Source organism: Xenorhabdus poinarii G6 (genome assembly GCF_000968175.1).
GTDB classification, from domain to species: Bacteria; Pseudomonadota; Gammaproteobacteria; order Enterobacterales; family Enterobacteriaceae; genus Xenorhabdus; species Xenorhabdus poinarii.
Window position 1 is genome coordinate 2,198,218 of record NZ_FO704551.1, and the last position, 13,406, is coordinate 2,211,623.

General features: G+C 41.7%; 11 protein-coding genes. 7 read left to right on the forward strand and 4 right to left on the reverse strand.

What is annotated here, in order from left to right; all coding sequences use genetic code 11:
• Positions 1-172: 172 nt before the first annotated feature.
• Positions 173-1,357, reverse strand: coding sequence for a YbfB/YjiJ family MFS transporter (locus tag XPG1_RS10185; protein WP_045958983.1), 1,185 nt, complete (start codon positions 1,355-1,357; stop codon positions 173-175).
• A 289-nt stretch (positions 1,358-1,646) separates the two neighbouring features.
• On the opposite strand from XPG1_RS10185, the gene XPG1_RS10190 reads away from it, so the two are divergent.
• The 3 genes from XPG1_RS10190 to moeB are packed head-to-tail and all read left to right on the forward strand — an operon-like array spanning position 1,647 to position 3,886.
• Positions 1,647-1,838: a hypothetical protein gene (locus tag XPG1_RS10190; RefSeq protein WP_157879475.1), complete on the forward strand. Its 192-nt coding sequence runs from the start codon at positions 1,647-1,649 to the stop codon at positions 1,836-1,838.
• 38 nt (positions 1,839-1,876) lie between these two features.
• Entirely contained in the window at positions 1,877-3,118 is a 1,242-nt protein-coding gene (moeA, locus tag XPG1_RS10195) for a molybdopterin molybdotransferase MoeA (protein ID WP_045958985.1), read from the forward strand.
• A 12-nt stretch (positions 3,119-3,130) separates the two neighbouring features.
• The gene (gene moeB / locus XPG1_RS10200) at positions 3,131-3,886 is read left to right on the forward strand and encodes a molybdopterin-synthase adenylyltransferase MoeB (RefSeq protein WP_045958986.1); all 756 of its coding nucleotides are present in this window, start codon (positions 3,131-3,133) and stop codon (positions 3,884-3,886) included.
• Between the two features lie 43 nt (positions 3,887-3,929).
• On the opposite strand, the gene XPG1_RS10205 is transcribed toward moeB, so the two are convergent.
• The gene (locus tag XPG1_RS10205) at positions 3,930-5,525 is read right to left on the reverse strand and encodes an ABC-F family ATPase (protein WP_045960663.1); all 1,596 of its coding nucleotides are present in this window, start codon (positions 5,523-5,525) and stop codon (positions 3,930-3,932) included.
• Positions 5,526-5,838: 313 nt separating this feature from the next.
• On the reverse strand, positions 5,839-6,453 hold the full coding sequence (locus XPG1_RS10210) for an LOG family protein (RefSeq protein WP_045958987.1): 615 nt from the start codon (positions 6,451-6,453) through the stop codon (positions 5,839-5,841).
• Between the two features lie 142 nt (positions 6,454-6,595).
• Between XPG1_RS10210 and rhtA the strand changes: the two genes are divergently transcribed.
• The 4 genes from rhtA to XPG1_RS10230 all read left to right on the forward strand — a co-directional run bounded on the left by rhtA (position 6,596) and on the right by XPG1_RS10230 (position 10,326).
• A complete protein-coding gene (gene rhtA / locus XPG1_RS10215; RefSeq protein WP_045958988.1) occupies positions 6,596-7,486 on the forward strand; it encodes a threonine/homoserine exporter RhtA in 891 nt (296 codons plus the stop codon).
• 170 nt (positions 7,487-7,656) lie between these two features.
• Positions 7,657-7,878 carry an alkylphosphonate utilization protein gene (locus XPG1_RS10220; protein WP_045958989.1) on the forward strand — a complete coding sequence of 74 codons (222 nt, stop codon included), beginning with the start codon at positions 7,657-7,659 and terminating at the stop codon, positions 7,876-7,878.
• A gap of 578 nt (positions 7,879-8,456) precedes the next feature.
• A complete protein-coding gene (locus XPG1_RS10225) occupies positions 8,457-10,046 on the forward strand; it encodes a hypothetical protein (protein WP_045958990.1) in 1,590 nt (529 codons plus the stop codon).
• A gap of 67 nt (positions 10,047-10,113) precedes the next feature.
• On the forward strand, positions 10,114-10,326 hold the full coding sequence (locus XPG1_RS10230) for a hypothetical protein (protein WP_045958991.1): 213 nt from the start codon (positions 10,114-10,116) through the stop codon (positions 10,324-10,326).
• An 831-nt stretch (positions 10,327-11,157) separates the two neighbouring features.
• Here XPG1_RS10230 and dinG read toward each other — a convergent pair.
• Positions 11,158-13,293 carry an ATP-dependent DNA helicase DinG gene (dinG, locus tag XPG1_RS10240; protein WP_045958993.1) on the reverse strand — a complete coding sequence of 712 codons (2,136 nt, stop codon included), beginning with the start codon at positions 13,291-13,293 and terminating at the stop codon, positions 11,158-11,160.
• Between the last annotated feature and the right edge of the window lie 113 nt (positions 13,294-13,406).

A 13,406-nucleotide genomic window follows, 5' to 3' on the forward strand; every position in this document is an offset into this window, starting at 1 on the left:
CGGGAAATCGGGCTGCTTATTTTACGCAGATATCAATGAATATCACACTACACGCTATCTATTTATTTATCTTGTTTTACACATACTGTTTTACACTTATAAATGGGCTTTCATCATAGTGATAAACACAAATAATGAGGATACCTGCGCATCATCCAATCAAGGCCGCAAATCAGGCTGGCTCACGATGCGTATTGGGGTGATAAAATACCAAGAATCCGGCAATGAGCAATCCAATAAATGCGATATATAAAGCAGGCTCCAGTTTGCCCGTCAGCCCTGTTGACATAGCCGATAACATTGGCCCAACCAGTTGCCCCAATGCATAACCAGTGGTCAACAACCCCGCCATATAACGCGCATGATCAGGTGCCAACTCACGGCCATATTGCAAAGCCAGTTGTACCACACACATAAATCCACCGCCTATCAACAATGCCCCCATCATCAAACCACCAATGCCCGACACCATTTCCGCAATCAAAATCCCCAGAGCCTGAAGCCATAATGTTACCGCCAGACGGATTTGAGCCGTTGATACATTACGCAGCAAAATGCCCAACATAATGCCAATCACCGAAGCCCCCCCAAATATTGGCCAGACAAATTGGGCAAACAAACTATCAGGAAAACGCGCTGTCGCCATTTGAGAAAGAAATGTCGCCGGCAAAATATAGCCAAACCCCGCCAGACTATAACCCCATACCAATCGCTTGATTTCCGGTGTCAAATTCAGTACCTGGATCGCCGTTTGCGGACGGTGTAATTCACCGCGGCGAGGGAGATAGCGACTGACATAAAGGCTGAACAACAACGCTAAAATGCCATATAACATCCACGCACTGGCGGCACCTATCTGCCAAGATTGAAGCCCAATTGCCAGCAGGCCACTGATAACGATCCCCACGCCGGGGCCAGAGAAAACCGCCGCACTCAACCCCGGGCGATTCAATTTTCCTAATTCCTCATTCGCCCACGCGGTGACCAGCACCAACGTCCAGCCACTGGCCCAGCCAACCACAAAGCGGGCAATACTGTGCAATATCGGTCCATCCAACAAGGCAGAAAGCAGTGTTATCATGACGGCTCCCCATAATCCGCTCCATAAGCGGTATTCCACAAAACGTTGCGCCCGCATGGCATCATAAGAACCTGCCAGATATCCGAGGTAATTGAATGCCGCAACGATACCCGCACTCGTCAATGTGAGTTGGGATTCCGCAATCATTAATGGAACTTGTGGGGTAAAAGTGAAGCGTCCTATTCCCATTGCAACAACCAACGCAAGGAAACCACTTAGTGCAATCTGAAAGGCTTGATAGTGACGGTGATGAAAGGTAACCGTTTGATTTTTCATAGTGATTAATAAATGATTGTGATTAATGAGTAATGGAATTAATGGGTTTAGTGAGTCTTGTTTATTTATAACAAATCACTCATACAATATACATCTTTTATTAACAATGCGTTTTTCTATAAAACGGTTAATCAGGACACTTATCCCTTTTTTCGTCAGCGTTACATCGTCTGACGACGAATTCGAATTGGCATTAACGGGAATTTTCAAGGAAAGTAACAGCGAATTATTACACCGGAAAAAAATCAAAAATATTATATAACAGATGATCTTGATACCTGGTTTTTTGATGATAAAAGGCGGATTAAATTCAGAAGAAATTGAAATTTATAAGAATGAAATAATAAGATTATGTCATAATGAATCCCGGATTGATGACAATATCGCTTATATTGAAGCGCAATATTGTCGAAAAAAAGCGGTATTTGCAGATGTAAATAAAGCTCACACAGGCTTTGTTGATGATATAGATGAAAAATGAAGGATATCCAATCATTATCGGCATATAGGGAGTTTGTTATGGATCACTGTCATACCTCAGGCTTAATTTCACTTGAGCAGGCGCTGGAAAAATTACTGGCACACGCGGTTCCCCTGACGACCAAAGAAACCATTTGCCTGACCGAATCAGCCGGTCGAATTACCGCGACGGATATTATTTCCCCCATCCATGTTCCCCCATTTGATAACTCAGCGATGGATGGTTATGCCATTCGCCTTGCCGATCTGAATGACAACCAAACGTTGCCAGTAGCAGGAAATGCACTGGCAGGCGCACCGTTTCAGCAGGAATGGCCGACCGGCAGTTGTATTCGTATCATGACAGGCGCTGCTATTCCTGCCGGTGCTGATGCCGTTGTAATGCAAGAACAAACAGAGGTGACGGAAACTGGCGTTCGTTTTACATATCCGGTCAAACATGGGCAAAATATCCGCACGATTGGAGAAGATATCCGCCAAAATTCAGTCATCTTGCCAAAAGGAACCCAACTTTCCACCGCACAATTACCCCTGATTGCTTCACTGGGCATGGCAACAGTTGATGTTGTCCGCAAACTGACCGTCGCCATTTTTTCTACCGGCGATGAACTACAAACCATCGGAGAACCCTTGCAGGCTGGCCAAATTTACGATACCAACCGGTTTGCTGTTCGCCTGATGCTGGAAAAACTGGGCTGTGACGTGATCGATTTGGGTGTGAGCCGTGATAATCCTGACACATTGCGCCAAACCTTTCTCGAGGCAGATAAACAGGCTGACTTAGTGATCAGCAGTGGCGGCGTTTCTGTTGGTGATGCGGATTACACCAAACAAATTTTAGATGAAATAGGCACAATCCATTTTTGGAAACTCGCCATTAAACCGGGTAAACCTTTTGCCTTTGGCAAACTAGAGAATGCCTGGTTCTGCGGTTTGCCCGGTAACCCCGTTTCTGCCGTGCTGACATTTTATCAATTAGTACAACCCTTCATTGCCCATCTATCAGGTTTTACGACATGGCAACCGCCGATGCGTTTAACTGCCAGAGCAACAACACCATTGAAAAAATCCCCCGGCAGACTGGATTTCCAACGGGGTATCGCTACCCTCAATACAAACGGAGAATTAGAGGTACGAACCACAGGACATCAGGGTTCTCATATCTTTAGTTCATATGGTCTCGGGAACTGTTTTATCGTTTTGGAGCAGGAACGTGGGCACATTGCGGCGGGTGAAACAGTACAAATCGAATTTTTCAACCACCTACTGAAAAATCAATAAAATAAGACGACCATGACGAGCGAACTGACCGATGAAGAAACCTTACGCTATAACCGACAAATTGTTTTACGGGGTTTCGATTTCGAGGGGCAGGAAAAATTAAAATCCGCCAGGGTGCTGATAGTGGGTGTCGGCGGTCTCGGTTGCGCCGCCGCCCAGTATCTTGCTGCTGCTGGCACGGGAACCCTGACTTTGCTGGATTTTGATACCGTTTCTTTGTCCAATCTGCAACGGCAAATTCTCCACCGTGATGAACGTATTGGGATGGCGAAAGTCCATTCTGCGGCGCTGACCCTGCGCGAGATCAATCCACACGTTATTATCAATCCCATCGAAGGGCGATTGGATGCCTCTGCATTAGATGAGTTAATCAGCCAACACGAAATGGTGCTCGACTGTACAGATAACGTCGCTATTCGCGAACAGCTCAACCGCCAGTGTCACCAACAAAAAATAGCGTTAGTTTCTGGCGCAGCTATCCGTATGGAAGGGCAACTTTCTGTCTTTACTTACCAGCCCGAAGAACCTTGTTATCGTTGCCTGAGCCGATTATTTGGTGAAAACAGCCTGACTTGCGTTGAAGCGGGAGTCATGGCCCCCCTAGTAGGCGTCATCGGCGCCTTACAAGCAATGGAAACCATTAAGCGATTGACGCGATATGGAAAAAACGCTCATGGCAAAGTACTCTTGTTTGATGCCATGACAATGCAATTTCGTGAAATAAAATTACCGAAAGATCCTCAATGTGAAGTTTGTCAGACACATTGAGCATAGCCCCGAGAGATCGGCGGGGCTATTTACCTCAGGTGAATTATTCAACAATCCCCTGACTTCTCAGATACTCATCATAAGTCCCTTTAAAATCAACCACCTTATCGGCTTTAATTTCTACAATACGGCTGGCCAGTGAACTCACAAATGCCCGGTCATGGGAGACGAAAACCAATGTTCCCTGATAAAGTTCCAGCGCAAGGTTCAGGGATTCGATAGATTCCATATCCAAGTGGTTGGTTGGCTCATCCATGATCAAAATATTGGGTCTTTGCATCATCAACTTACCAAACAGCATACGGCCTTGCTCACCACCGGAAAGCACGCCCACTTTCTTCCTGATATCATCCTGACCGAACAACAGACGACCAAGAATACTCCGCACCGCTTGTTCGTCATCGCCTTCACGCATCCACTGGCTCATCCACTCAAATACCGTCATATCGCAATTAAAATCACTGGCGTGATCTTGCGCATAATAGCCAATGGTGCTGTTCTCAGACCACTTGACAGTGCCGCTATTTGGCGCTTCTTCGCCAATCAGTGTTTTCAGGAATGTCGTTTTACCGATACCATTTTCACCAATCACCGCCATCTTTTCACCGACTTCCATCAGCAAATTCAGGTTTTTGAACAGGGGGTGATTATCGTAACCTTTGGTCAGACCGTCTAATTCCAATGCATTACGGAACAGTTTCTTATCTTGTTCAAAACGGATATAAGGATTTTGCCGACTGGATGCCTTCACGTCTTCTAACTGGATCTTATCAATCTGACGCGCGCGCGAAGTTGCCTGTTTAGATTTGGACGCGTTAGCGCTAAAACGGCTAACAAAAGACTGCAATTCCGCAATCTGTGCTTTTTTCTTCGCATTATCGGCCAGTAAGCGCTCACGAGCCTGCGTTGCGGCAACCATATACTCATCATAGTTACCGGTGAACATGCGCAGTTCGCCGTAGTCTAAATCAGCCATATGGGTACATACGGTATTCAGGAAATGACGGTCATGGGAAATGATGATCATCGTGCTGTTACGTTCATTGAGCACTTGTTCCAGCCAGCGAATAGTATCAATATCCAGGTTGTTGGTTGGCTCATCAAGCAGCAAGACATCCGGGTTGGAAAACAGGGCCTGTGCCAGCAATACACGCAATTTCCAGCCCGGTGCTACCGCGCTCATCAAACCATAGTGCTGTTCCACCGGAATACCGACACCCAGCAACAGTTCACCTGCGCGCGCTTCTGCACTATAACCGTCCATCTCACCATACGCGACTTCCAGATCCGCGACACGATAGCCATCTTCTTCGCTCATTTCCGCCATCGCATAAATGCGGTCACGTTCCTGTTTGACTTCCCACAGTTCCGTATGCCCCATGATAACGGTATCCAGCACCGTATATTCTTCGAACGCAAACTGATCCTGACGTAATTTACCCAGACGTTCATTGGGATCAAGACTGACATTACCGGAGGTTGGTGTTAAATCTCCGCCCAAAATTTTCATGAAAGTTGATTTACCCGCCCCATTCGCACCAATCAAACCATAACGGTTGCCGTTGCCGAATTTGACAGAAATATTTTCAAATAATGGCTTACTGCCAAACTGTATAGTGATGTTGTTTGTACTTAACACAACTGTTGCTCTTAAAGTGAATGAAAAAGGGAAATGACAAAATCGATAGCCGCGCATTATGCCACAACAAGAAAAAAGTATCGCCAGAATGCGCAACTTACCTTGCAGGCCAACATACAGGGTTAAAGGTACCTACTTTCCAATGGTTCGTAACCATTGGATTATTAACAAAATAGGAAGAGAATATCAAATAACTTTAAATAAACCCCCACCAGTCTATCAGATTCATTCTGACAATATTCATTTCTCAAGAACCGCGTTAATCGGATAAACCGGTGATAACCCATGATAAAAAATCACGACTCTTGAAAAATTATTGACGATACGTTTTCACCGAAGGCGCTTGGTAATCATTAAAACGATCAAGTAATGCAACAGGATCTTGCTCAACAATCGCCATATGACGGTATTTCTCCTGTAAGAACTGCTCATCAGCCATTTTATCAAACATGGAAATCAACGGATCATAGAATTGGTTGATATTGAGAATACCGCAAGGCTTACTATTCAAACCAATCATGCTCCAGGTTAAAACTTCACTGAGCTCTTCCAGAGTGCCAAAACCGCCGGGGAGTGCCACAAAACCTTCCGCAAGTTCGATCATTTTATGCTTACGCTGGTGCATGGTTTCCACAATATGGAGTTCAGAGAGGTTTTTGTGGGAAATTTCGCGTTTTTCCAGAAAACTCGGGATCACACCAATCACTTTACCACCGGCTTTCAGAACCGTATCCGCGACCGTTCCCATGATCCCCACACTTGCGCCACCATAAACGAGGGTAATACCGCGTTTTACTAGCTCTTTCGCAAAAGATATTGCGCTTTCTTGATAAATGTCAGATACACCGAGGCTTGATCCACAATAAACCGCAATACTCTTTATATCACCATTGACTGCTAAAAAGTTATTTATCGAAACATCTTTCATTATTAAACTCCATTATTGTTATTTTAATTTCTGATTATACGATAGACTAACAACTATACAACCGATAATACTATTGAGTTATCTCTGTTTCACTGCGAAGATGTCATCCTCTAATAACACGTTGTAACTGAGGTTTTTTTAAATGTCTCTTTCTAAACATCGGGCAGCTTCTTTCTCATTGCTTCCTGTGATTTTATTGTTATTGTCAATGACATCAATTCAAGCCGGAGCCTCACTGGCTAAAACGCTATTTCCTGTCATTGGTGCACCTGGTGTCACTGCCCTGAGACTTATATTAGGAACCATTATTCTTTTTCTGATTTTTAAACCGTGGCGTCTGAAATTTCAGCGCGCTTCACTGCTCCCTCTTTTTGCCTACGGTATTTCATTAGGGGCAATGAATTACCTGTTTTATATGTCGTTATCGCATATCCCGCTCGGTATTGCTGTTGCTCTTGAGTTTACCGGTCCGCTGGCGGTCGCGATGTTTTCTTCCCGACGTCCTTTGGATTTTCTTTGGATCGCCTTGGTGATTGCCGGGTTAAGCTTCCTGCTGCCCATTGGCAATAGCGTGAATAGCCTCGATCCCATTGGGATTCTGTATGCACTGGGCGCTGGCGTTTTCTGGGGGCTTTATATTATCTTTGGAAAACGTGCTGGCGAGGGTTATGGGGCGGCAACGGCCTCTGTCGGCTCACTGATTGCCGCTGTGATTTTCTTCCCGATCGGGTTAATACAGACTGGCCCTGAATTACTATTCAACGTTTCATTACTCCCTGTTGCGCTGGGGATTGCCATTTTATCCACGGCTTTTCCCTATACACTGGAAATGATTGCGCTGACACGCCTACCAGCCAAAACATTTGGCACTTTAATGAGCCTGGAACCGGCGTTGGGGGCATTATCAGGTATTATTTTCCTTAATGAGCATTTGACCATGATTCAATGGGTTGCCCTTTTCTGCATTATTTGTGCTTCCATCGGCTCAGCGTTAACCATCAAACAAAAAACAAAAATAGAAAAAATCGCATAATCACGTTAAAAACAGGGCTGTGATTGGTTTCAACCGGAGAAATAATGCACTTCTCCGGTTTTTTAAAAAACAGAAGCTATAGTCTAAAAAACAAGAGTAATCTTTAAAAAAGTCATTTTTCTCTCTATAATCCTTATTTGATTTGAAAATAAATATGAGGACTCTATAAGATGGATATCGAAGTTAAAGACTCTAACGGCGCATTACTCAATGACGGCGACTCAGTTCAAGTTATCAAAGATCTGAAAGTCAAAGGAACTTCCAAGACGCTAAAACGCGGCACGCTGATCAAAAACATTCGTCTGACCCACCGCGAAGATGAAATTGAATGTAATGCCGATAAAATCAAAGGACTCGTTCTGAAAACCTGCTTTCTGAAAAAAGTTGGATAAATAACCGTTACAGACCGTTTTTTAAATAAAGGATAAATAATATTTACTTTTCCTGTATTTATCCTTTTTTTATTCAAATTGTACCTATGGAACCATAATCCGCGCTAGCCGAAACTGTCTTTTCAATAGAAAAGTACAAAAACTGACTACTCGGCTGACAGGTAATTTCCAGACTTTAGTTCCTGCATCTTCAAGTTAATTACATAGATAAAAGAAAAATGCATCTGAATTGCTAACCAAAGGACTGATTTGTACTATCATCATAACTATTGACAAATTAAAACTCGAGTAAATGATCTTTTAATTAATACATGAGAAATTTCAATGTGTTTTTTTATTGATATGGCAATTAGCATTGCAATTACTATTGCAATTCATAATACTAATAAAAAGCATATAAATCTCTAAATCTCTAAATCTCTAAATCTCTAAATCTCTAAATCTCTAAATCTCTAAATCTCTAAATCTCCAAAATAAAAAGCAATAACTTATAGAGCAATGACATAAGTTAATACAAGGTTGTTAATAGGTTGTGTATTTAAAAGGTTATAATTTACAGAGTAAAAGAGGAAAAAATTATGACTCAAGCCATAACAATAACAACACGTGATGGTTCAGTATTATCTGATCAATCAAAAATCATCATCGGTCAACGTTTAGTTTTAGATATATCTTTATCAGGGGGTAATAACGAGTTTTCAACTACCGATACGGTAACTATAACGCCGGAAGGAAGTTGGATAACAATTTTAGAAGGAAGCACTTCCACTGTTAATATCAATGCTAGTGATAAAAAATCAGCCTCAGTTAAAAAAGTTCTTGTGAAAGTAAATGAAAATAAAAACAATATCGGAAAACAATTTTCTTTTAAAGTGACTACAACTAATCGTGGTTACGATCCTCAAGATTTTAAATATAATATTACAGATATAGATACTGGTAGCATACGGTTGGTTATGGATAAATTTTATATAAAAACACCGACCATTCCAAATATTCCGAGTAAAAACAATCCTAATAATACAAAGGTATCTACAATAATCAAAGATAACAAGGGTAACCCGATTCCAAATTTAAAAGTGACGATTTCACCATCTGACTCTGTCAGTTTATCAAAAACGATAATAACAGATAAAGATTATCAACCAATACAAATCAATCAGGTAGAAACATCAAAGCATGAGCAATTTATATTATCCACAGACCATAGTGGTATTTTGAGTTTCTTTGTTTTCCCTCAGGCATTGAGTTCAGCTGTGTTTTACCTTTATAGTACAGTTGAAGGAATGAATAACTCTCATCAGACAGAACATCCTTTATTTATTTTAAATAAAGATCTTGATTATCTAGATGATATTAATGGATATCTAGAACCACCCTATATATTAGAACTAGATGGGGGTACCCTAACCCCTGCTCCTGACGAAACCGTATTTCATGTAAATATTTCAATGTACAATAATGCACAGCAAGGCGATTATTTGTTATTTTTTGTAGATGGAAATCAAAAAGGAATTTATCAAAGGGTCGCTAAACTATCAGATCTGGGAAAATATTCATATCAGTTACCGTATAGTATATTTCCATTATCACAAGAAACTGATTTGAGTTATGCTATTGCCAGACCATCATTAATCTATTCATTTTCTGATGGTATTGCTGTGACGTTGAATGGTAATTCAGATAACAAGCCTCAAACTGGTCTTAAAAGAATATATCCAGCGCCAGAAATATATAATAGTTATGGTGTAAGTTCACCCTCTAATCTTGTTACTCCAAACAGCATCATTGATATTGATACCATTTCTAATTTCATTGCTAATGGTGGAATTGCACTTTATGTAGTGGTTAGCGCTGATTCGACAGATGCTAATAAATTAGATCCTGGTGATAAGGCCACTGTAACGGTTTATATTAATTCATCTAATAATGGGGCTGTCACAATACCTTATAACATAACTATACCTGACGCAGCAACTGGAAAAACAACATCAAATTATACTTTAGAACTTCCTGTCTCTTTAATTGGTAATAACGATTCGTTTTCAGGAGATGATGAAGGTACTTTTTACGTAGAATACTATAAAATAAGTGAAGGTGATAAACAATATAGTAAATCTTGGGATGGATTGATAGATACAGTAAGACCTGGTCAGATCGACTTTTAATATAAAAATATTATTATATTTTATATAACCATTTTTATGTTATTTTAATTGTTCAAGAGATACATTAATGTCTGATACATCAAAAGTAACTATCATATTGGAACCACCGACTTTTCCACAAGCCGAGAATGGTATAATTAACATTGAAGCTCAAAAGGCTTCAGGTGAAAAATATATATTTATGGAGATCCCATATTATTATAATCGACAACCTGAAGACATGTTAGAGGGTTATCTGAAAATCAAAGAAAGTGGAACGATTTTAAAATCGCTTCCTTAACATTAATACTACAGCCGTAACGGCTCCATGATCAGATGTTCCTCCCGGTGGCGGTAATGACATTATTTTGCACGGTACTGATGTCGCCGCCACCAGTTTAACTAATATAAAATTTGCTCTACAGTTTCCGCTGCCTTTTCCAGTAGATTACGCCGTTCCGATATCCCCAAGGCGACCTGTAACGGCTCACATTCCATTTCATCCAGCTAACGATAGGCCGAATGGCTCGCTAATGGCGCAACGCCCAGCCGTTTGATGCTTTCCCATTGATAGTCATCGGGGGAATTTTGGATATCAATCATGATGCCATAATATTATGATTTCTCTATCAATAATGAAACTATAAATCACGCTCTCGAAAAATAAAAAAATAAGTTTGAATTCAAAAAAAGACAATTTATCATAACGATGTCTTTTTTAAGATAAATAAAAAGACACTGAAAATATGATAATTGATATCGAGGCAATCATATGAAAACGTTACTTACTCTATGCACAGCAATGTTTTGCTTAATATCCTGGCATGCGTTTGCAACGCCAACAAAACCGCACAATACACCGGAACAATGTGAAGCCCAGGCGCGTATCATCTGTTTCAAACATATTAAACATCATAAAAAATATGAATTTTGTCTTAGAGAAATATATGGCATATGTATCCACCAATAGATGTTGTTTAACCTTCATGCTATTTAATACCTGATATTTATTTACAATGATATTTTGACTAATCATTTATTTTCCATCATAAAAAATAATCCATAAAAAACAACACATCAATATGGTTCGTTTATGCTATTTCATTAGAAAGATAAATAACTCATCCTTGAGTTATTTATCTTTTTTCATAATGTCTAATTCCCTTTCCGCTGGCACACTTGGCCGTTCGATAGGAAAGACAGGTAAAGCGTTCAATAAACGAGAGCCATAACGTTTGGTCAATAACCGATTGTCATAAATCACCACCTCACCATAACATTGATGGCTGCGAATTAGCCTTCCCACTTGTTGAATCAGGTTAAAAGAGGCATTCGGTAAACTCTGTACTTCAAATGGGTAACGTTTTAACGATTTCAGCCATTCACTTTCAGTCATAATCACCGGATCCGTGACGGGTGGAAAAGCGATTTTGTGTATATGAACTTGTGAAAGGTAATCACCTTTGAGATCCAATCCTTCTGCAAACGACTGTAAACCAACCAATACGCTGGCTTGTCCTTCATCAATCCGCTGGCAATGGCTTTCTACCAGCCGGTAGCGAGGCTGATCACCTTGTACCAATAACATCAAGCGCAAATCTGTCACCAATGTCAGGAACCCGTCCATTGCCCGTTGACTGCTAAAAAGAACCAACATGCCCTGATGCTTCCCTGCCAGTACCTGAGCACGGAAATAACGCGACATCTCCTCAAGATGCTGCATTTCATTTTGTATGGTCGGTTCCTGTGTCATTTGGGGAATCAGCAAACGCCCTTGTTGTTCATGGACAAAAGGCGATGACAGCGCGATAAAACGATCATCATGATTTTCATGTAATCCGGTGAGTTCCTGAATACGGGCAAAACTATTCAGTGAACGCAACGTAGCCGATGTCACGACAACATGGGGAATACTGCGCCATAAAAGCTGAGTTAATTGTTCACTGACCCGTATTCCCGCACAATGAAAATAAAGATGTGATTGGTTTTTCTCATCGCGACGTGTTAACCATTTTGATATTGGCGCATGGGAAGACGCTTCTTGGGAGGCCAGACGCCATAGTTTTGCCATATTCTCAAAATAGCCCAGTGTGCGACTGGCTTGCAAAATAGCACGATGTAAACGGACAATATCCTGCCGAGCCGTCTGATCACTCAAGTCATTTAAAATCGCTTCCGCTAAACCACGTAATCCATCGGTGAATTTAAATAATTGCTGGCAGCAGAGCAGCAAACTCTCTGGTAATTTCCCCAGTGTGAACACATATTCTTTTGCTTCACCACGCTCAGGCAACAGTGCCTGTGTTATCTCCGCCAATTGTTTAACGTATTCACGAATGGTTTCACAATGAGTCAGCAATCGGGGAATATTGGCCAAAGCCGGGGGTTTTGTCGGCCGGAATTGAATCAGGTATTGCTCCACATGCCGAATAAATGCGTCTAACTGTCCATTCAGTTGAAATAACGTAATCTCACCTTCTACTTCCAACGCCTCCCTGGCGACTTCAGGAACATGATGCCCTTCATCCAGAACCAGCAGCAGATTTTTTGCCTCCGGTAAAACAGATTCGCTTTCCAGTGCTGCCATAACCAAGGCGTGATTAGCGACGACAACATCTGCGGTTTCAATTTCTCTACGGGCAAGAAAAAATGGGCAACGGTGATAAAACGGGCAGTTTCGGGCTAAACAGTTCATTTTATCTGTACTGATTTTTGCCCACAGTGGATCTGCTAAGGCCAGTTTATGGTGATCACGTAAACCATCCCATGCAAATGTCGTGTAGTCACTGCGCAATCGACGACATAATTCCCGCTCTTCACTATTTGCAATGTCTGTTTGGTCTTCAAGTAGAAACATCAGGTCAATCTGTTCCCCTTCAGCGGCACAAATCGCTTCCAGATTACGTGGACAGACATAACGGGCACGCCCAAAAGCGCCGGTGAATTTCAGGTCAGGAATTATCTTGCGCAACAACGGCAAATCCTTGCTGTAGATTTGATCTTGCAGAGCAACATTGGCTGTACTGACCACCAATGGTTTCTGTTCAGCCCGGCTGACGGCAATGCCTGGGATCAGGTATGACAATGTTTTTCCGACCCCCGTTGGCGCTTCTATCACCAAATGCCGTCCTTCTGCATCTGCTAATGTCTTTGCCACCTCGGCAATCATCTGACGTTGGGGTGCCCGTGGGACAAAGCCATCGATATGCGTAGATAATGACTTATACCATTGACTAATCTGATTTTTTATTGAACTGGAAAGTGCCATGAGTGTTGTTACTTTAAAATAGGAGCACTATTCTCCCACAGAGTGGATCTCAAATCAGCCTGATCTCATCATGGCTAGAAAGGCAATGACAAGAAAATCGGTTATGACTTGTC